Below are 19,335 nucleotides of genomic sequence, written 5' to 3' on the forward strand. Positions count from 1 at the left end.
GGACAGGAGGACGGGAATGCCGCGCATCGCGATCATCGGGGCCACCGGCGCCGTGGGCAGGGAGTGCCTGACCCTGCTGGACAGCGGGATCGTGCCGGTGGAACGGGTGCTACCGGTCGGCTCGGCGCGCAGCGTCGGCCGGGACCTGCGCGCCGAGCTCGCGCTGTCCCTGCCCATGGCCCCGGTGGTCACCGTCGAGGACCTCGACCCGCGGGCCGTGGACGTCGCCGTCTTCTGCGCGGGCGTGGACGTGAGCAACCGGGAGGCGGAACGCCTGGCCGCGGCCGGCGTACTCGTCGTCGACAACAGTTCGGCGTTCCGGATGCGACCGGACGTCCCGCTCGTCGTACCGCAGGTCAACCCCGGCGCCCTCGCGGACCGACCGGCCTCCCACCTCGTGGCGAACCCGAACTGCTCGACCATCCAACTGGTCCGGGCGCTCGCACCCCTGCACGAACTCGCCACGCTGGACAGCGTCGTGGTGGCGACCTACCAGGCGGCGTCGGGAGGGGGCCTGCGCGGGTTGGCGGAACTGGCCCGAGGCTCGCGCGAGGTACTGGACGACCCGGGGGCCCGGGGCGAGCCGGGCGGGCGGTTCGGGCAGCCGCTGCCCTTCGACCTCATACCCGAGATCGGTCTCCAGGACGACTGGGGGCTCACCCACGAGGAACGCAAGCTCGTCCGCGAGCCGCGCAAGATACTCGGCCTGCCCGAGCTGCGGGTGAGCGCCACGGCGGTGCGGGTGCCGGTCTTCCACTGCCATTCCGAGGCCGTGCACGTCAGGGTGCGCGAGCCGGTCACCACCGGGGCCGTGGAGAAGGCCCTCGCGGTCACGCCGGGGCTCCGCGTCCACACCCGGGCGGACAGCCCCTCGTACCCCACGCCCCGTTCGGTCTTCGCCCGGCCCGAGGACCGGGCGTTGGTGCACGTCGGCCGTGTCCGGGTCGAACCGGAGGACCCGCGGGCCGTGGCGATGTGGGTCGTCGCCGACAACCTGTGGGTGGGTGCGGCCCTCAACGCCCTGCAGATCGTGGAACTCGCCCTGGAACAGGGGTGGTTGAAGTGAGCGCCGGCAGGCCGGACCGGCCGCCGCTGGTACTGAAGTTCGGCGGATCCGCCTTCGCGGACCTGGCGGGCTACACGCGGGTCGCCCGCTACACGGCCCGACGGGTCGCCGAGGAGGAGCGCCCGGTGGTCGTGGTGGTGAGCGCGATGTCCGGTACCACGGGCAGGCTCCAGCAGACCCTCGATGTCGTCGCCGCCGACCCGCCCCCACCGGCCGCCGCCATGCTGCTGACCAGCGGCGAGACGGTGAGCGTGGCCCTGCTCGCGGCCGCGCTCGACGCGGGGGGCGTGCGCGCGCTGGCGCTGTCCGCCGCCGGCACCGGGCTGCTGGGCGAAGGACCCGCCGATCGGGCGAGGTTGGTCCGGGCCGATCCCGAGGTGCCGCGGTCGGCTCTGGACGACTGCCCGGTCCTCGTCGTACCGGGCGGGCAGGCCGTCGACGCGGCCGGCGGCACGGTCATGCTGGGCCGCAACAGCTCCGACCTCTCGGCGGCGGCGATGGCCGCGGCGCTCGGCGCCGACGCCTGCGTCCTGTTCTCCGACGTGCCCGGAGTGTGCACCGCGGACCCCCATCTGGTGCCAACCGCCCGGACGCTCCCGCGGATCAGCTACGAGGGGGTACGGCGGATGTCGCGCCACGGCGCCAAGGTCGTCCACGAGAGCGCCGTGGACTGGGCGGAGCGCGGGGACGTGCGGCTGCACTGCCGACCCTTCCCGTGGACCGCCGCGGCCGGCGACGGGACGGTGGTGGGGGAGGGGCCCGAGGCGGCCGCGGTCGTCGCGCACAAGAACAGCGACGTCTGGCGCTTCCGCTCCGCCCGGGAGCGACGGGCGGCGGCGCGGGCGCTGGCGGCGGAGGGTCTGCGCGGCACGGAGTTCGACTCGGCGAGCGGCACCTACCTGGTGGTGCCGGCCGGCGTCCGGGGGGCGGCGCACCACCTGGCGGCCGCGCGGCGCCACGACGACCTGTGCCTGATCACGACGGTGCGCGCGGACGGCCGGGCCGAACACGTCCTGGTGTCCCGGACCGACGCCGACGCCGAGGCCCGCCGGTGTCACGACCGGCTCTACCCGGACCAGCCGAGCACCCCCGCCCCGGCCGCCCCGGCGCGGCCCAAGCCCCGCTCCCCGCACAGCGACGTCCTGCTCGTCCCCCCACCGGCCCCGGTGCCGGCCGACGACGGGCGTTGACCGGCCGCCGAACCGGTGCCCGGGCCCGTGCCGGTGTGCGGCCGCGGGGACCGGGGGCGAGGACAATCGGTCGACGTGACGGATGACGACTCGTACCTGTGGCTTGAGGACATCGAGGGCGCGGACGCGCTCGACTGGGTGGCGGAGCGGAACGCGGAGACGCTCGGCGCGTTGGCCGGCGGACCCGGCTTCGACGCGCTGCGGCGGGAGGTGCGGGAGGTCCTCGACGCCTCCGACCGGATTCCCTACACCGCCCGCCGGGGCGCGTTCCTCTACGACTTCTGGCAGGACGCGGCGCACCCCAAGGGGGTGTGGCGGCGTACGACGCTGGAGCAGTACCGCAAGGACACCCCCGAGTGGGAGCCGCTCCTGGACGTCGACGCGCTCGGCGCCGCGGAGGGCGTCGAGTGGGTGTGGGCCGGGGCGCGGGTGCGCCGGCCGGACTGGGGTCGGGCGCTCGTGAGCCTGTCCCGGGAGGGGTCGGACGCGGTCGTCGTGCGGGAGTTCGACCTCGGCACGCGGACGTTCGTCCCCGACGGCTTCGCGGTCGGGGAGGCGAAGACCGCGATCGGCTGGATCGACGCCGACCACGTGTACGTCGGTACCGACACCGGCCCGGGGTCCCTCACCGACGCCGGCTACCCGCGCACCGTACGCCGGTGGCGCCGCGGCACCGCCCTGGCCGACGCCGAGGTCGTCTTCGAGGTCGCGGCGGGCGACGTGGCCGCCTCCGGGTGGCGGGACCCGACGCCGGGCTTCGAGCGGGACTTCTTCTCCAGGACCCGGGACTTCTGGCACCACGAGCTGTTCCTGCTGCGCGACGACGGCACGCCGGTACGCCTCGACGTACCCGACGACGCCGGCAAGTACGCCTGGAAGCGGTGGCTCGTCGTCACCCCCGAGTCCCCGTGGCTGGGGCACCCGGCCGGCTCCCTCCTCGCCTTCGACTTCGAGGCGTTCCTGGCCGGTGACCGCACCGCCTCCGTGCTGTTCGTCCCGGACGGGCGCACCGCCCTTGCCGGGCACAGTTGCACCCGCCACCACCTCATCCTGGAGACCCTGGCCGACGTCGCGACCCGGATCGAGGTCCTCACTCCCGGCCCCGGCCGGGAGTGGGCGCGCCGACCGCTCGCGGAGGTGGCGCCGCTGTCGTCGGCGGGCATCACCGACACGGACCCCGACGCCTCCGACGAGTTCTTCCTCGACGTCGCCTCCTTCCTGCGGCCGTCCACCCTCTACCGGGGCGAGATCGGCGGCGACACCGAGACCCTCAAGCAGGCGCCCGCCCACTTCGACAGCACCGCAATGGCGGCCCGGCAGTACTTCGCCACCTCGGCGGACGGCACCCGGGTGCCCTACTTCGTCGTCGGTCCCGACACCGCGCCCGGCCCCCGCCCGGTGCTGCTGTACGGCTACGGGGGCTTCCGGGACCTGCAGACGCCCTCCTACGACCCGGTCACCGGCCGCGCCTGGCTCGCCCGCGGCGGCACCTACGCCGTGGCCAACATCCGGGGCGGCGCCGAGTACGGGCCGGGCTGGCACCGGGCCGCCCTCGGCGCCGGCCGGCCCCGCGCGTTCGAGGACTTCGCCGCCGTCGCCCGCGACCTGGTCGACCGGGGCCTGACCACCCCCGAACGGCTCGGGGCCGTCGGCGCCAGCAACGGCGGCCTCCTGATGGGAGCCATGCTCACCCGCTACCCCGAGCTGTTCGGCGCGATCGTCGCCAAGGTCCCCCTGCTGGACATGCTCCGCTTCCACAAGCTGCTCGCGGGCGCCTCATGGACCGGCGAGTACGGCGACCCCGACGACGCGGCCGACCGCCCGCACCTGCGGGCGATCTCCCCCTACCACCGGCTGGCCGCCGGCCGCCCGTACCCGCCGCTGCTGCTGATGACGTCCACCCGCGACGACCGCGTCCACCCGGCCCATGCCCGCAAGACGGCCGCCCGGCTGCGCGAACTCGGACACCGGGTGCTCTTCTACGAGAACACCGGCGGCGGCCACGGCGGAGCCACCGACAACGGGCAGGCCGCCTTCCACCACGCCCTCGCCCACACCTTCCTCTGGCAGCACCTCGGCTGAGCGCGGCCGGCCGCCGCCGGCCGGCCGAGTCACTCCCCGGGCTGCGGCTCGGCCACCGTCGACGCGGGGTCCAACGCGACCTGCTGCGGCGTGTAGCAGTCGGCCGTCTCGACGGCCACCTCCGCGCCGCATCCCGCACAGGCCAGGTTCGGGCCGTGCGAGCCGCTCGGGCCGCAGCAGCCGTGGCGCCGGTGGGGCAGGGGCACGACACCGCGTACGTCCACCGGGGCGAGCACCGGGCCGAGCGGGCCCACCCGGGCCCCGGGCCGCTGCCGGAAGGACAGGTCGTAGGCGAAGGTGCCCGGGGCGAGCCGGGGCGGGCAGTCCTCGCCGTCCGGCTGCCGGAACGGCAGCGGCGCCTCGTCCTCGGGCGGCAGCGCGACCTCCCGCACGGGGGCGGAGAGCCGGGTACGACAGACCCCGCAACGGAATACGATCACCAGGTCAGGGTGCCTCCCGGCGGCGATGCCCCGCACCCGCTTTTCCCGCCGCCCGCCGGGTCACCCGCCGTCCACCGGGAATGTTCTCCCCCGTCGGGACAGCGGCTGGGGTTTGTCAGACGGGCGTGGTGTGATGGAGGCATGATCACAGAATTTCCGGCCCCTGACCTGTCCGCCGTCGAGGAAGCCGTCCGCAAGGCGGCTGCGGTCGAGATCATGCCGAGATTCCGGCAGCTCGCGGCGCACGAGGTCGACGAGAAGAACGGCCCGCACGACCTGGTCACCGTCGCCGACCGCAAGGCGGAGGAGTACCTCACGGCCGCGCTGACCCGCCTGCTGCCCGGCTCCGCCGTCGTCGGCGAGGAGGCCGTGCACGCCGACCCGACGGTGTACGCGGCGCTGCGCGCCGACGCGCCCGTGTGGATCGTGGACCCGGTCGACGGCACCCGGCAGTTCGTCGGCGGCGACCCCGCCTTCTGCACCCTCGTCGCGCTGGCCCACCGCGGGGAGATACTCGCCTCCTGGACCTACGCCCCGGCGCTGGACGAGCTGGCGACCGCCGTGCGCGGGGAGGGCGCGTACGTCAACGGCGAGCGCATCCACAGCGGTTCCCCGAGGCCCGGCGCCGAGCTGCGGGTGGCCATGGCCCACCCGCTCTACACCTCCGACCAGGACAAGCGCGCCCTGGCCCGGCTCGACGTACCCGGCGTCGCGGCCCGCCCCTGCGGATCGGCCGGCCTGGAGTACCTGAAGGTGGCCCGCGGTGAGGTGGACGGCCTGGCCTTCACCTGGCCCTCGGCATGGGACCACGCGGCCGGGCTGCTGCTGGTCGCCGAGGCGGGCGGCGCCCAGAGCACCGTCGCCGGGGTCCCCTTCCGGGTGGACCGGGACAACACGCTGCCGTTCGCCGTGGGCCGCGACGAGGCCACGGCGGTCCGGATCCGCGGGCTGCTGCGCGGCGAATGACCGGCCGGCCGCGCCATGTCTTCAATACAGTGCCGCCTGGACGCACCGCCGGCTCACCCGCGGTGCCGCCGCCGGACGAAGGAGTCGTAAGGTGTCCTCCATTCTCGACGCGGTCATCGTGGGGGCGGGTCCCAACGGGCTGACCGCCGCCGTCGAACTGGCCCGGCGCGGGCTGTCCGTGGCCGTCTTCGAAGCGGCCGGGACCGTCGGCGGCGGGGCCCGCACCGAGGAACTGACCCTTCCCGGCTTCCGGCACGACCCCTGCGCGGCGGTGCACCCGCTCGGCGCCGGCTCGCCGGTGTTCGCGACGATGCCGCTGGCGCGGTACGGCCTGCAGTGGCTGCACCCCCCGCTGCCCATGGCCCACCCGTTCGACGACGGGACGGCGGCGGTGCTGTCCCGCTCCGTGGCCCAGACCGCCGCGTCCTTCGGGCCGCGCGACGCGGGCGCCTACCGCCGCCTGGTGCAGCCGTTCCTCGGCCGCTGGGACACCCTGGCCCGGGACTTCATGTCCCTGCCCTCGACCGCGCTGCCCAGGGACCCGCTCACCCTGGCCCGCTTCGGGCTCGCCGGGCTGCCGCCCGCCACCTGGCTGCTGCGCCGCTTCCGCGACGACCGGGCCCGCGCCCTGTTCGCCGGTCTCGTGGCGCACGTCATCGCACCGCTGAACGGGATCGGGACCGGCGCCGTGGGCCTGGTCTTCGCGCTGGCCGCGCACGCCAACGGCTGGCCGATGCCGCGCGGCGGCTCGCAGTCCCTCTCGGACGCCCTGGCCGCGTACCTGCGCGACCTCGGCGGCGCCGTGCACACGGACTTCGAGGTCAAACGCCTGGACGAGCTGCCGCCGGCCCGCGCGTACGTCTTCGACACCTCGCCCACAGCGCTCGCCCGGATCGCCCGGTTGGGCCGGGCGTACGACGGCTACCGCTACGGAGCCTCCGTCTTCAAGATCGACTACGCGCTGGACGGCCCCGTCCCCTGGACCGCGGAGGAGGCCCGCCGGGCCGGCACCGTCCAGATCGGCCCCCGCACCAGCGACGTCGACGCCGCCCTGCAACTGGCCCACGGCGGCCGTGCGCCCCGAAACCCCTTCCTCATCACCGCCCAACCCAGCCTCGTCGACCCCGGCCGGGCGCCCGAGGGCAAGCACGTCTTCTGGGCGTACGGGCACGTCCCCGCAGGCTGGGAAGGCGACCTCACCGAGGCCATGGAGCGCAGACTGGAGCGTTTCGCCCCGGGCTTCCGCGACCTCGTCCTGGCCCGGGCCACCGCCGGCCCGCCGCAACTGGCCGCGCGCAACCCCAACTACGTCGGCGGCGACATCGCCTGCGGCGCCGCCTCCGGGCTCCAGCTCCTGCTCCGCCCGAAGATCTCCCTGTCCCCGTACACCACGGCCCACCCGGCGGTGTTCCTGTGTTCCTCGGCGACCCCGCCCGGCCCGGGAGTCCACGGCATGTCCGGCCACAACGCCGCCAAGGCCGTCTGGCGCCACCTGCGCGAGGCATCCTGATGGCACCGCGGATCACCCTCGTCCAGGGCGACATCACCGCCGAGCACGCGGACGCCGTGGTCAACGCCGCCAACTCCTCGCTGCTCGGCGGCGGGGGAGTGGACGGCGCCATCCACCGGCGCGGCGGACCCGAGATCCTCGCCGCCTGCGAACGGTTGCGCCGCTCCCACTACGGCAAGGGCCTGCCGACCGGCCGGGCCGTCGCCACCACGGCGGGCCGGCTGCCGGCCACCCACGTCATCCACACCGTCGGGCCCGTGTACGCGCGCGACGAGGACCGCTCGGCACTGCTCGCCTCCTGCTACCGGGAGTCCCTGCGCGTCGCCGACGAACTCGGCGCCCGTACGGTCGCCTTCCCGGCCATCTCCACGGGGATCTACGGCTGGCCGATGGACGACGGCGCCCGGATCGCGGTGGAGACCGTGCGTGCGACGCCGACCGCAGTGGAGGAGGTCCGCTTCGTCCTCTTCGACGCCGCCGCCTACGCCGCGTTCGCCGCCGCGGTGGGCTGACCTCTGCGGGCCGACCTCGACGAGCCGCCCGCGAAGACCGCCCGGTCCGGACCGGACCGGACCGGACATGACAGGGTGGGCCGATGCCCCTCGACCGTACGTACCCGTCCGAGCCTCCTCCCGCCGGCCCCTCGGCGCGTTGGGAACCCACCGAGACCCACGGGGACCTCCTCGCGCTGAAGGAACTCGTCTACGACCCCTGCGGGTTCAGCTGCTCGCAGCCGGTCCCCGAAGCCGAGAGCGCCGCCTACGCCGCCCACCACTTCACCCTGGACGGCCTCTCCGTCCGCTTCCGCGCGGCCAGGACGACTCCCACCAAGAGCGGGCAGTTCGTCACCGTGTGGCAGAGGTCGCCGGGCGGGCCGATCCGGCCCTTCGACACCGCGGACGCCGTCGATCTGTTCGTCATCGCCGTCCGCGACGGTGACCGCTTCGGCCAGTTCGTCCTGCCCCTCGACACGCTGCGCCGGCACGGCGTCGTATCGGTCGACGGCCACGGCGGGAAGCGGGCCTTCAGGGTCTATCCGCCCTGGGCGACCGTCACCAGCCGCCAGGCCGACCGGACCCGGGCATGGCAGGCGGACCACTTCCTGCTCGTGCCCCCGGACGGGACGCTCGACGCCGCCCGCGCCCGCGAGCTCTACCACCCCCGGTGAGCCGCGCTGAATTCCCGCGTGGCATATCCCGTACGCGACATTCGCCGCCGCTCGCTTTCGGCGGAAACCGGCGGTGCGTGGCCGGATAGAACCCACAACGGACGGAGGCGAGTTGGGCGTGTGACATCATGACCGCGTCGTCTGCCCCGGAGATCAAGAAGCCGGGCAGGGAAGGGCAGCCGCCGAGTTCCGCCGGAGGACCGAGGGATGAAGATACCGGGCTCAGCGTCGCCGGCATCGGAGGACAGACGGCTCAGGCGTCGGCTCAGGAAGGTCCGGCGTACATGTGAGGCGATGCTGGTGGAGTGGGGTATGGAGCACGGCTGTGGAATCGACGAACTCCACCGCTATCTCAGCGAGAGCCGCCGGCGCACCATTCATCTCATTCCGACCTCCTTCCCGGACCGCCATTTGCTGGGCCTGTGGCTCAAATTGGACGACTTCGATGTCGTCGCCTTCGAGAAGTCGGCCTCGCCGGCCCACAAAGAACACATCATCACCCACGAACTGGCGCACATCGCCTTCGAGCATCGCGGGTCCGTCCCCCTGGACCAGGCGCATTCCGGACCGCTGTTCTCCAACGTCGACCCCGCGGGCGTACGGGGATTACTGATGCGTTCCCGCTACAGCGACGACGAGGAACAGGAGGCCGAGACGATGGCCTCCCTCATCCTGGCCCGGGCCACCAAACGCTGGGTGGAACCCGCGTGGGCCGTCCCCGAGGAAGCCGCCGACGTCGTCGCCCGCATCGAGCAGGGGCTCGGCAAGGCGGAACCGCAGTGACGGCCGTCTACACGGCCCTCGCCTGGATCTGCGCCTTCGTCGGTCTCGCCGCCTTCGCCTACCGGCTCCCGGACCTGGTGCGCCGCAAGCACGACATCGCGCTGTGGGCGCTGTGCGTCTACTTCCTCTGCTCCGGCATCAGCTTCCTCGTCGACCTGGACCAACTGCGGCTGCACATCTCGGGGTTCTTCGGCGTCCCCAACATCACCTCGCTGATCACCCAGGCGGCGGTGGTCGTACTCACCGCAGCGCAGCAAGTGGTCCTCGTCCACTGGTCCTCGCCGCCCGCGCAGGCCCGACGGATGGCACGCCGGCGCGTACTGTTCTTCGGCGCCGCGCTCTGCGTGCTCGTCACGTCCTCCTTCGTCGTCGGCCCGGTGGCCCACTCCGACACGGCGACATCGACGATCCTGCTGAGCATCCACCACGGCGGATACGCCCTCTACATGTCCTTCTACCTGCTGATATGCGCCGTGGGGCAGGCCGAGACGGTACGGCTGTCGGTGCGCTTCACCAAGGTCGCGAACCGTCAGTGGCTCGCCGCCGGCATGCGGACCGTCACCTTCGGCGCCACGCTCATCCTGGTCTACTGCGTCACCCGGGGCATCCAGATCGCCGGCACCCGGCTGCACTTCGACGGCGCGGGCCTCGACCCGATCCAGTGGACCTGCGGCAGCGTCGGCGCGCTGCTCCAGATCACCGGATGGACCATCCCCGCCTGGGGCATCCGCCTCACCCGCGCCCGGGCCTGGGCTCGCAGCTACCGCGCCTACCGCCGGCTGCGCCCCCTGTGGTGGGCCCTGCACCAGGCGTCCCCGGACATCGCCCTGGACCCGCCGCGCTCCTGGGCGCGCGACCTCCTGCCGCCCAGGGACCTGCACTACAGCCTCTACCGGCGCGTGATCGAGATCCGCGACGGGCAGCTGATCCTGCGCACCACCCTCTCGCTCGCGGACTTCTCCCGCGTCGCCCGCTCGCTCGACCTCCCCGAGGATCCGACGTCGCCCCTCGGCGAGGCCCTCCAGGTGTGCGCGGCCCTCAGCCGTGACCCCGAGGAGCGGGCCGAGGAGGCGGAGTCCCCGGAGATCCCCGCCCGGCCGCCCTACGAGGACTTCCGCGACGAGGTGGAGTGGCTGACCGAGGTCGCGTCGTCCTTCACCGCCCTGGGCCGCAGCGGCCGCCGGCCCGAGGCGTGGGCGGTGACCCGGTGACCGCCCGGGCCGCCCGGGTCGCCGAGCCGGCCCCCACCGCCGAGGCGGCCCGCACCGTGGAGCGGCTGGTCACCCTCGACGCCACGCTCGGCGCCCGGGCCGCCGTCCCCGCCGCCCGCGAGGCCGTACGCCGCCACCCGGAGCTCTCCGCCGAGCCCGACAGCCTGCGCGGCCACGACGGCGACCGGATCGCGGTGCTCGCCGAGCTGGCCGAGGTCATCGGCTGGATCCTCTTCGACGCGGGCCTGCACCGGCACGCCCACCGCGCGAACGCGCGCGCGCTCGCCCTCGCGGAACTCTGCGGCGACCGCTGGACCGCCCGACTGGTACGGCTGAACCACAGCATGCTCCAGACCCACACCGGGCACCCGCGCGCCGCCCTGGCGACCGCCTCGCGCGTCGCCGGGCCGCGACCGTTACCCGCCCGCGTCGCCAGTCTCGTCCTGATCCGCCAGGCCCACGCGACCGCCCTCCTCGGCGCCCACCGCGAGCCCCTGGAGCTGATCTCCCGGGCCCGGAGCCGCTTCCTGGACGGTGTGTCCCCGCGCGACCCGCACTGGGCCTGGTGGATCGACCAGGCGGAGCTGACCGGCCACCAGGGCTGGGTGCTGGCCCGGCTGCGCCGGTGGGACCGCGCCCTGCCCCTCCTGCACCGCGCGGCCACCGCCCCGGGCCCCTCCTACCGCCACCTCTTCACCGCGGAACTCCTGGCCGCCCTGGCCCGCGCCGGCGCCTGGAGCGAAGCCGAGGACCTCGTCACCGACCTCGCCCCCCGCGTCGCCGGCATCGGCTCCGCCCGGACGGTCGAGTCGCTCCACGGGACGGTCCGCCTCCTGCGCCGGGCACCCCGGGTCCCCGCGCGGCTGCGGGACGCGGCGGTGTTCCTGCGGGAGCGCCTGCCGGACCCGGTGCCCGCGCGCACCCCTTACGCCACCCCCCACGACCACCGCCACAGATAGGGACCCCATGCGCCCCATTCGGATATCGATGCCCGCGGCCGCCACCGTACTCGCCGCGGCCCTGCTCTTCGTCGGCTCGGGAAGCCAGGCGTCGAACGCCACCTTCCAGCCACCCGCCGCCGCCTCGACGGTCAACCAGGACGCGGCCCCGGAACGGGGCAGACCGTACGTCTCCACCCACCTGTACTTCGGCACCGGCCGGCACAACGGCAACCCGCCGATCACCGACGAGCAGTTCGACAAGTTCATCGCGGACGTCGTCACCCCCCGCTTCCCGGCCGGATTGACCCTCCAGCAGGGACGCGGCCAATGGAGGGACAAGGAGGGTGACATCAACCGCGAGAAGTCGTACGAGCTGACGGTGCTCTACCCGGTGACGGAGGCCAAGGCCCGGGACGCCGACATCGAGTACATCCGCAACCTGTACTGCAGCACGTGGGAGCTGGAGTCCGTGGGCCGCGCCGACGCGCGGGTCCTGGTCGACTTCTGACCCACCCCGGTGGACGGTCCGCCCGGGCCGTCCACCGCACGGTGACCGCAGCGCCCCCCGCCGGGCACTCGGTTAGGGTGAATCGGTAGGAAACAGGCCCCCCGGGGTGAGGTCGGTGCGTTGGACACTTACCGGTTGACGAGCGAGGTTCCCGATCAGCCGCCGGGCGTCGTCGGGTACGCGGGCGTACTGCGGGAGCTGCTGCCGATCGCCCTGTGGCGCGAGGACGCCGACGGACGCGTCGTGGAGTGGTCGCTGGCCGCCCAGGACCTGCTCGGCCACCGCCCCGAGGACATCCTCGGCCGCCCCGGCAACGCCGTCCTGGTCCCCGACGCCAACCGCGCCCTCGCCGACGACCTGACCCGCCGGGTCCAGGCGGGCGAGACCGTCGTCGGGACCCTGCCCGTACGGCACCGCGACGGGCACCGGGTGACGATGGAGATGTGGATCGTCCCCGCCGCCGACCCGCGGGGCCGTCCGGGCGCCATGCTGATCGCCGTGCAGACCTCCGAGGTCCTGCACATGCGGGACTCCCTCGCCGCCCTCCAGAGCCTGTTCACCCAGTCCCCGATCGGCCTCGCCACCCTCGGCACCGACCTGCGCTTCCTGCGCGTCAACGACGCCCTGGCCCGGATGAACGGCGTTCCGGCCGCCGCCCACCTGGGCAAACGGCTCACCGAGGTGGTCCCCGGCGTCAACGCCACCGCCTTGGAGGCGACGATGCGGCAGGTGCTGGAACTGGGCACCGCGGTCGTCGACGTCCGCCGCACCGGCCGTACCCCCGCCGACCCCGACCACGACCGGACCTGGTCCTGCTCCTACGCCCCGCTGCTCGACCCGAGCGGCCGTCCCCTCGGCGTGATCGCCTCCCTCATCGACGTCACCGAGGGCCGGCGGGCGCAGGCCGAGGTCGAGCGGGCCCGTCGACGCTTCGCGCTGCTCGCCGAGGCCGGCGCCCGCATCGGGACCACGCTCGACCTCGACCAGACCGCCCGGGAGACCGTCGACCTGCTGGTACCGCAGCTCGCCGACTCCGCCGACGTACAGCTGCTCGAAGCCGTGCTCGGCCCCGACGACGCCGCCTTCTCCAACCGGGGGGTGCTGCGCAGGCTCGCCGTCAGCTTCCCCGACCCGACCGCGCCGACGGCCGCGCTCGCACCCGGCCAGACCTTCCGGATTCCCGCCGGAACCGTCTACGAACGGGTCATCGCCGAAGGCCGGCCCATGAACCTCTACGCCACCGACGTCCCGGCGCTGATCACCGACGCCCGGGCCGAGCCCCTGCGCCGGTACCTGGCCGGGCTCGGGTCGGCGCGCCTGGTCCCCGTCGTGGCGCGCGGCGCCGTCCTCGGCGCGGTCACCGTGACCCGGCTGCGCGAGCGCGAGCCCTTCGACGAACAGGACTGCGTGCTGATCGACGAGCTGGTGGCCCGCGCGGCGCTCAACATCGACAACGCCCGCATGTACACCGCCCAGCGCCGGGCGGCCCTCACCCTCCAGCGCAGCCTCACCAACAGCGCCCTGCCCCGGGTCTCCGGCCTGGAACTGACCGGCCGTTACCGACCCGCCAGCGCGCACGACGTCGGTGGCGACTGGTTCGACGTCATCCAACTGCCCCGGGGCCGGACCGGACTGGTCATCGGCGACGTGATGGGCCACGGCATCCACGCGGCGGCCGTCATGGGCCAGCTCCGTACGGCCGTCCGGACCCTCGCACGCCACGACGTGCCGCCCGAGCGGATGCTGCGCTCGCTCGACGCGGCGGTGGCGGACCTCGGCGAGGACGAGATGGCGACCTGCGTCTACGCCGTGCACGACCCGGCGACCGGCGGCTGCGTCATCGCCCGGGCCGGGCACCCGCCGCCCGCCGTGGTCGGTGTCACCGGCACGGTGACCTTCCTGGACGGGCCACCCGGCACCCCTCTCGGGGCGGGCGGCACCGACTTCCGCACCGAGAGCGTGCCACTGCCGCCCGGCAGCCTCCTGGCGCTCTACACCGACGGGCTGATCGAAAGCCGCGACCGGGACCTCGACCAGGGACTCGGCCGACTGGCCCGGGCCCTCGGGCAGCCGGCCCGGCCGCTGGAGCAACTGTGCGACGAGATCCTGGAGCGGCTCCTGCCGACCGCCCCGCAGGACGACGTGGCCGTCCTCCTCGCCCGCACCGTGGCCCGGTAGGCCGCTGCCGCCACCCGGCCGCGGCCGGGCCGCGGGTCACCAGGCCAGCCCCTCCAACTCGTCCAGGTCCAGGGTGAGCGCCGCCAACGGCTCGGCGCCGCCGCCCGTCAGCGGCAGCTCCGCCCAGATGACCTTTCCCCGCTCGGTGTAGCGGGTGCCCCACCGTTCGGCGTACTGCGCGACGAGGAACAGGCCGCGACCACCCTCGTCGGTGGAGGCCGCGTACCGCAGGTGCGGCGAGGTGCTGCTGCCGTCGGACACCTCGCAGATCAGGGTGCGGTCGCGCAGCAGCCGCACCCGGATGGGCTCGGACCCGTACCGGATGGCGTTCGTGACCAGCTCGCTGAGGATCAGCTCCGCGGTGAACGCGATCTCCTCCAGACCCCACTCCTGGAGCTGCGCCGAACCGGCGTTGCGCACCCGCGAGACGGCCGCCGGGTCGTCCGGCACCTCCCACTCCGCGATCCGGTCCGTGTCCAGCAGCCGGGTGTCGGCGACCAGCAGGGCGATGTCGTCACTGGGCGAGGGGAACAGCAGCGCCGCCAGTACGTCCGCACACGCCTGCTCGGGGCTGCGCCCGGGCCTCGACAGGGCCTGCGTGAGCAGTTCCAGTCCGGTGTCGATGTCCCGGTCGCGGTCCTCCAGCAGCCCGTCGGTGAACAGCGCGAGCCGGCTGCCCTCCGACAGCCGCAACTCGGCCGTCTCGAACGGCATCCCGCCCACGCCCAGCGGCAACCCGGTCGGCAGCTCGGGGAACTCCACCCGGCCGTCCGGGTGGACCAGCGCGGGCCCGGGATGTCCCGCGCTCGCCACCGTGCAGCGACCGGAGACCGGATCGTAGACGGCGTACAGACACGTCGCGCCGGTGACACCGGCCGGGTCGTCGCCGCCGTCCACGCCCTCCCCGGTGGAACCGGTCTCGTCCCGGTCGATCCGGTCGATCAGCTCGTCCAAGTGCCCCAACAGTTCGTCCGGCGGCAGGTCCAGCGTCGAGAAGTTGTGGACGGCGGTGCGCAGCCGGCCCATCGTCGCGGCGGCGTGCACCCCGTGCCCGACCACGTCACCGACCACCAGCGCCACCCGGGCGCCCGGCAGCGGGATCACGTCGAACCAGTCGCCGCCCACCCCCGCCTGAGCCGGCAGGTAGCGGAACGCGACGTCCACCGCGCTCAGTTCCGGCAGCACCCGGGGCAGCAGGCTGCGCTGGAGCGTCACCGCCGTGGCGTGCTCGCGGGTGAAACGGCGGGCGTTGTCGATCGAGACGGCGGCGCGCGCACCCAACTCCTCGGCGAAGGACAGGTCCTCCTCGTCGAAGGCCTCCGGGGTGTCGGCCCGCCAGAAGTTGGCCATGCCCAGCACCACACCGCGCGCCTGCAGCGGTACCGAGATCAGCGAGTGCAGGCCGTACTCCAGCGCCAGCCGGGTGCCCTCGGGGTCCTGGGCCCGCCAGCCGAACGCGGTGTTCAGGTCCGCCGCCAGCACCGCCCGCCCGGCGGCCAGCGCGGACGCCATCGGCGCCGTCGGCACCACGAACCGGATGATCTCGCCGACGGGCTGCAACGGCTGGTCGGAGCGGACCCCGCTCATCGCCGCCCGGCGCATCTCGGTGTAGGCACCCGACAGCGTCGAGGGCTCCTCGCCGTGCAGCACCGGTTCCAGCAGCTCCACGGTGACGAAGTCCGCGAACCGGGGGACCGCCACCTCCGACAGCTCCTCGGCGGTGCGCACCACGTCCAGGGTGGTGCCGATCCGCACCCCCGCGTCGTACAACAACTGCAACCGGCCACGCGCCACCTCGGCGCGACCGGAGAGCGCGGCGAGCTCGGTGGAGTCGCGCAGCGTCATGACGCTGCCGGAGGGCATGCCCCGATAGGGCTTGGTGGGCCGCACGTTGACGGCGAGGAGGCGGTCCCCGGACAGGTGGACCTCGTCGGTCACGACCCGCCCCGAGACCAGCAGGTCCGCCGTCCGGGGGTCCAGGCCGAGGTCGGTGACGAGCCGCTGCTCGGCGTCCGCCGGCAGGTTCAGCAGCCGGCGCGCCTCGTCGTTGGCCAGCACCAGCCGGTGGTCCGCCCCGATGATGAGCACGCCCTCCCGCACGGCGTGCAGCACCGCCTCGTGGTGCTCGTTCATCCGGGTCATCTCGGCTTCGCCCAGCCCCCGGGTCTGACGCCGCAGCCTGCGGCTGACCAGGGCCGCGCCGCCGGTGCCCAGCAGCAGGGCGCCCGCCGCCGAGCCGAGCAGCAGCGGCAGTTGCTGACCGACCGCCTCGCCCACGTTCGTGATCTCGATGCCGGTCGAGACGAGTCCCACGACCGCCCCCGAGGCGTCCCGTACGGGGACCACCGCGCGCACCGCGTCGCTGGGGGCGCCCTTGAACGTCTCGGTGAACGCCTGCCCGTGGACCGCGCGCGAGAGGTCACCGGTCGCGCGCTTGCCGATGAGCTCGGGCCGGACATCGGTGTAGCGGATGCCGTCCTTGCTCAGCACGGCGATGAAGTCGACGCCGGAACCCGCGCGAGCGGCATCGGCCAGGGGCTGGAGCACGGTCGTGGGGTGCGGCGAGTGCAGCGCCGCGGCCAGACCGGGAGCGTGCGCGAACGCCTCGGCCGCCGCGAGCGAACGGTTGCGGGCGTCGCGCGCGCTGTCGTACCGGGCCTGGAAGACCAGGGCCAGCGTGGCGGCGGTGATCAGCACCAGCACGATGACGGCCTGGAGGAGGAACACCTGGCCCGCGACGCTCCCGGGGACGTGCGCGAAGCGCGCGAGCAGGCCAGAGGGCCGGCCCGCCGGCGGCGATCCCCTGGGTCGACCCGAACGTCCGGTCATGAGCCATTTCTAACACTGTCGAGGTCTTTTGGGATGGCCGTGGCCGCCGCACGGTACGCGCGCGGACTGCGGCCGACGTGCGCGGTGAAGTGTTGGCGGAAGGTGACCTCGCTCGCGAACCCGGTCCGGCGGGCCACCTCGGGCACCGGATGGTCGGTGCGCTCCAACAGCCGGCGGGCCGCGTCGAGGCGGTGGCCGAGCAGCCATTTGTGCGGGGTGGTCCCCGTCGCGGCGGCGAAGTGCCGGGCGAAGGAGCGCGGCGACATCCCCGCCCATCCGGCCAGGGTGGCCACGTCCAGCGGCTCGTGCAGCCGCCGCAGCGCCCGCTCCCGTACGGCGGCCAGGGCCTCGGCGGTGCGGTCGGCGGCCGGGGTGGGCCCGTCGAGGTACTGGGCGTGGTCCCCGGTGCGGAACGGGCCCGTCACCATGGAACGGGCGACCGCGGCGGCGGCTTCCGCGCCGTGGGCCTCCCGTACCAGGTGCAGGCACAGGTCGATGCCGGAAGCCACCCCGGCGGAGGTCCAGATCCCCCCGTCCTCCACGAACAGCGGGGCGTCCTCGACCAGCACCCCGGGGTAGCGGGCGGCCAGCCTGGGGGCCAGCCACCAGTGCGTCACCGCCCGCCGGCCGTCCAGCAGCCCCGCCTCGGCCAGGACGAACGCCCCGGCGCAGAGTGCGGCCACCGCCGCGCCCCTGGCGTGCGCCTCCCGCAGGGCGGCCAGTACGGGTCCGGGACTCGGGTCGTCGGGCTCCGCGAGCGCCGGTACGACGACCAGATCGGCCTCGGTGAGCCAGTCGAGGCCCCGGTCGGGCGTGAGGGTGAGCCCGCCGGGCAGCGCCACCGGCTCGGGCGTCAGCGCGCAACGGCGCAGCTCGAAGGGCGGGACCCCGGAGCGGCTGCGATCGGGCCCCCAGACCTCGGTGATGACGGCGAGGTCGAAGGCCCTGATGCCCGGCTGGATGACGATCGCGACGCGCTGCATGCCCCGATCCTCCCAGAGCCCGCCCCGGCAAGGCTGCCAACCTGGCAGGATCTCATCGGTCCGGGGCATCGGTGGCCCTGTCGTCGGCGGTCGGGCGCGGACACCATGGAGCCATGACGACGAACGAGATCGAGCTCGCCCCGAACAGCGCCCTGCTGGTCATCGACGTACAGAAGGGCTTCGACGACGCGTCCTTCTGGGGTCCGCGCAACAACCCGGCGGCCGAGGCCAACCTGGCCGCGCTGATGGACGCCTGGCAGGAGTCCGGGCGTCCGGTGGTGCTGGTGCAGCACGCCTCGCGGTCCGGCTCCGTCCTCGCCCCGGACCAGCCCGGCCACGCCCTCAAGGACTTCGTCGAGGAGCGCCGCGAGCAGGCCGCGCTGCACATCACCAAGACGGTGAACTCGTCCTTCTACGGCACCCCCGACCTGGCCGAATGGCTCACCGCCCGGGACATCGGGCAGTTGGTCGTCGCCGGGATCCAGACCAACATGTGCGTGGAGACCACCGCCCGGATGGCGGGGAACCTCGGCTACGACGTCCTCGTCCCGCTGGACGCCACGCACACCTTCGACCTCACGGGGCCGGACGGGACCCGGCTGAGCGCCGACGAACTGGCGACCGCCACCGCCGTCAACCTGCACGGCGGCCGCTTCGCCCGCGTCGTCGCCACCGCCGGGGTGCTGACGGCGGCCGCCCGGTCCCGGAGCGCCGCGTAGTCGGGTGCCCCGCGTGGCCCGGCTCACCGTCCAGCCGGGTTCATCGCGTGGCCCGGCTCACGGCGCGGGCCAGGTCACCTCGTAGTAGCTCAGCCGGGCGTCCCGGCGTACGCACCGCATCCCGGCGGCGGCCATCACCCGTTGGGAGGCGGTGTTCGCCAGGTCGGTGTCACCGTCCACACCGCGGGCCCCGTGTCGCCGGGCGTGCTCCAGCAGCCCGCGCAAGGCTTCCGTGGCGTATCCCAGACCCCGGGCGGCGGGGACGAGCCCGTAGCCGACGGTGACCCGGCCGAGGGCGTCCAAGGGGCCGTGGAACCCGGCGCCGCCGATGGTCCGGCCGTCCGCGCGGAGCTCGATCTCGTACGCCCCGAACGGCCCCGGATCACCGTGCTCGGCGAGGACCCGCAGGAACCGTTCGGCGCCCGCCCGGTCGCCGGCGTCCGGGTACCCGGGAGCCCAGCGGGCCGCCGGGCCGGGCCGGCCGGTGAGGATCCGCCGGGCCCGGGCCGGGTCCAGCGGGCGCAGCAGCAGACGGGGGGTCGGGATCGGGTCGCTCGGTTCCTCCATGCGCCCTGCTTACCAGCGCCGGCCGCCCGGCCGCCGCCGGTTTTCCACCGCCCCCTGGACACGGAGCGGGGCCGGCCCCCGGGGGGGGGCGGCGCGCCCCGGGGCCCCCGAACCCGGCAGACCCCCCAGCGGCCCCCGATTGGCCCCCCCGGGGCCACCAGCGGCCCCGCCGTCCCCGAGCTCCGGGCGCGGGC

17 protein-coding genes are annotated in these 19,335 nt (G+C 74.5%); 13 read left to right on the forward strand and 4 right to left on the reverse strand.

All coding sequences use genetic code 11. The features are described from left to right. The first annotated feature begins 16 nt into the window (after positions 1-16). From ACFVXJ_RS12355 to ACFVXJ_RS12365, 3 genes are all read left to right on the forward strand, one after another. Positions 17-1,066 (forward strand): aspartate-semialdehyde dehydrogenase, encoded by a 1,050-nt coding sequence (locus ACFVXJ_RS12355; protein WP_389661660.1) that lies wholly within the window; start codon positions 17-19, stop codon positions 1,064-1,066. Continuing rightward, on the forward strand, positions 1,063-2,256 hold the full coding sequence (locus ACFVXJ_RS12360; protein ID WP_389661661.1) for a hypothetical protein: 1,194 nt from the start codon (positions 1,063-1,065) through the stop codon (positions 2,254-2,256). The genes ACFVXJ_RS12355 and ACFVXJ_RS12360 overlap by 4 nt, the downstream gene beginning before the upstream one ends. 75 nt (positions 2,257-2,331) lie before the next feature. Beyond that, positions 2,332-4,338, forward strand: coding sequence for a prolyl oligopeptidase family protein (locus ACFVXJ_RS12365; RefSeq protein ID WP_389661662.1), 2,007 nt, complete (start codon positions 2,332-2,334; stop codon positions 4,336-4,338). Between the two features lie 29 nt (positions 4,339-4,367). Here ACFVXJ_RS12365 and ACFVXJ_RS12370 read toward each other — a convergent pair whose 3' ends face one another. Beyond that, positions 4,368-4,778 (reverse strand): hypothetical protein, encoded by a 411-nt coding sequence (locus ACFVXJ_RS12370; protein WP_389661663.1) that lies wholly within the window; start codon positions 4,776-4,778, stop codon positions 4,368-4,370. 141 nt (positions 4,779-4,919) lie between these two features. Here ACFVXJ_RS12370 and ACFVXJ_RS12375 point away from each other — a divergent pair, with 141 nt between their 5' ends. From ACFVXJ_RS12375 to ACFVXJ_RS12415, 9 genes are all read left to right on the forward strand, one after another. Further along, positions 4,920-5,744, forward strand: a complete 825-nt coding sequence (locus tag ACFVXJ_RS12375) for an inositol monophosphatase family protein (protein WP_389661664.1) — start codon at positions 4,920-4,922, stop codon at positions 5,742-5,744. A 91-nt stretch (positions 5,745-5,835) separates the two neighbouring features. Further along, on the forward strand, positions 5,836-7,254 hold the full coding sequence (locus ACFVXJ_RS12380) for a phytoene desaturase family protein (protein WP_389661665.1): 1,419 nt from the start codon (positions 5,836-5,838) through the stop codon (positions 7,252-7,254). Beyond that, the gene (locus ACFVXJ_RS12385) at positions 7,254-7,766 is read left to right on the forward strand and encodes an O-acetyl-ADP-ribose deacetylase (protein WP_389661666.1); all 513 of its coding nucleotides are present in this window, start codon (positions 7,254-7,256) and stop codon (positions 7,764-7,766) included. The genes ACFVXJ_RS12380 and ACFVXJ_RS12385 overlap by 1 nt, the downstream gene beginning before the upstream one ends. Before the next feature lie 83 nt (positions 7,767-7,849). Further along, positions 7,850-8,422, forward strand: a complete 573-nt coding sequence (locus ACFVXJ_RS12390) for a MepB family protein (protein WP_389661667.1) — start codon at positions 7,850-7,852, stop codon at positions 8,420-8,422. Between the two features lie 294 nt (positions 8,423-8,716). Next, the gene (locus ACFVXJ_RS12395) at positions 8,717-9,205 is read left to right on the forward strand and encodes a toxin (RefSeq protein WP_389661668.1); all 489 of its coding nucleotides are present in this window, start codon (positions 8,717-8,719) and stop codon (positions 9,203-9,205) included. Beyond that, positions 9,202-10,416 carry an MAB_1171c family putative transporter gene (locus tag ACFVXJ_RS12400; RefSeq protein WP_389661669.1) on the forward strand — a complete coding sequence of 405 codons (1,215 nt, stop codon included), beginning with the start codon at positions 9,202-9,204 and terminating at the stop codon, positions 10,414-10,416. The genes ACFVXJ_RS12395 and ACFVXJ_RS12400 overlap by 4 nt, the downstream gene beginning before the upstream one ends. Next, positions 10,413-11,375, forward strand: a complete 963-nt coding sequence (locus ACFVXJ_RS12405) for a DNA-binding protein (protein WP_389661670.1) — start codon at positions 10,413-10,415, stop codon at positions 11,373-11,375. Before ACFVXJ_RS12400 ends, ACFVXJ_RS12405 begins: the two co-directional genes overlap by 4 nt. Before the next feature lie 7 nt (positions 11,376-11,382). After that, on the forward strand, positions 11,383-11,865 hold the full coding sequence (locus tag ACFVXJ_RS12410) for a DUF3574 domain-containing protein (RefSeq protein ID WP_389661671.1): 483 nt from the start codon (positions 11,383-11,385) through the stop codon (positions 11,863-11,865). Positions 11,866-11,985: 120 nt separating this feature from the next. Next, positions 11,986-14,043, forward strand: a complete 2,058-nt coding sequence (locus tag ACFVXJ_RS12415; protein WP_389661672.1) for a SpoIIE family protein phosphatase — start codon at positions 11,986-11,988, stop codon at positions 14,041-14,043. 36 nt (positions 14,044-14,079) lie between these two features. On the opposite strand, the gene ACFVXJ_RS12420 is transcribed toward ACFVXJ_RS12415, so the two are convergent. Continuing rightward, on the reverse strand, positions 14,080-16,872 hold the full coding sequence (locus tag ACFVXJ_RS12420) for a SpoIIE family protein phosphatase (RefSeq protein ID WP_389661673.1): 2,793 nt from the start codon (positions 16,870-16,872) through the stop codon (positions 14,080-14,082). Then, positions 16,869-17,855, reverse strand: a complete 987-nt coding sequence (locus ACFVXJ_RS12425; RefSeq protein ID WP_389661674.1) for a GlxA family transcriptional regulator — start codon at positions 17,853-17,855, stop codon at positions 16,869-16,871. The genes ACFVXJ_RS12420 and ACFVXJ_RS12425 overlap by 4 nt, the downstream gene beginning before the upstream one ends. Before the next feature lie 113 nt (positions 17,856-17,968). On the opposite strand from ACFVXJ_RS12425, the gene ACFVXJ_RS12430 reads away from it, so the two are divergent. After that, on the forward strand, positions 17,969-18,574 hold the full coding sequence (locus ACFVXJ_RS12430) for a cysteine hydrolase family protein (protein ID WP_389661675.1): 606 nt from the start codon (positions 17,969-17,971) through the stop codon (positions 18,572-18,574). 57 nt (positions 18,575-18,631) lie between these two features. Here ACFVXJ_RS12430 and ACFVXJ_RS12435 read toward each other — a convergent pair whose 3' ends face one another. Beyond that, on the reverse strand, positions 18,632-19,141 hold the full coding sequence (locus tag ACFVXJ_RS12435) for a GNAT family N-acetyltransferase (RefSeq protein WP_389661676.1): 510 nt from the start codon (positions 19,139-19,141) through the stop codon (positions 18,632-18,634). Positions 19,142-19,335: the final 194 nt, after the last annotated feature.

The sequence above is a fragment of the Streptomyces sp. NPDC058279 genome (genome assembly GCF_042881255.1).
Lineage (GTDB): Bacteria > Actinomycetota > Actinomycetes > Streptomycetales > Streptomycetaceae > Streptomyces.

What these genes read in the sequence shown, in the direction of transcription:
- ACFVXJ_RS12355 (WP_389661660.1), top strand. Translation starts at nt 17, where the DNA reads ATGCCGCGCATCGCGATCATCGGGGCCACCGGCGCCGTGGGCAGGGAG.
- ACFVXJ_RS12375 (WP_389661664.1), top strand. Translation starts at nt 4,920, where the DNA reads ATGATCACAGAATTTCCGGCCCCTGACCTGTCCGCCGTCGAGGAAGCC.
- ACFVXJ_RS12385 (WP_389661666.1), top strand. Translation starts at nt 7,254, where the DNA reads ATGGCACCGCGGATCACCCTCGTCCAGGGCGACATCACCGCCGAGCAC.
- ACFVXJ_RS12390 (WP_389661667.1), top strand. Translation starts at nt 7,850, where the DNA reads ATGCCCCTCGACCGTACGTACCCGTCCGAGCCTCCTCCCGCCGGCCCC.
- ACFVXJ_RS12395 (WP_389661668.1), top strand. Translation starts at nt 8,717, where the DNA reads ATGCTGGTGGAGTGGGGTATGGAGCACGGCTGTGGAATCGACGAACTC.
- ACFVXJ_RS12410 (WP_389661671.1), top strand. Translation starts at nt 11,383, where the DNA reads ATGCGCCCCATTCGGATATCGATGCCCGCGGCCGCCACCGTACTCGCC.
- ACFVXJ_RS12420 (WP_389661673.1), bottom strand. Translation starts at nt 16,872, where the DNA reads ATGACCGGACGTTCGGGTCGACCCAGGGGATCGCCGCCGGCGGGCCGG.
- ACFVXJ_RS12425 (WP_389661674.1), bottom strand. Translation starts at nt 17,855, where the DNA reads ATGCAGCGCGTCGCGATCGTCATCCAGCCGGGCATCAGGGCCTTCGAC.
- ACFVXJ_RS12430 (WP_389661675.1), top strand. Translation starts at nt 17,969, where the DNA reads ATGACGACGAACGAGATCGAGCTCGCCCCGAACAGCGCCCTGCTGGTC.
- ACFVXJ_RS12435 (WP_389661676.1), bottom strand. Translation starts at nt 19,141, where the DNA reads ATGGAGGAACCGAGCGACCCGATCCCGACCCCCCGTCTGCTGCTGCGC.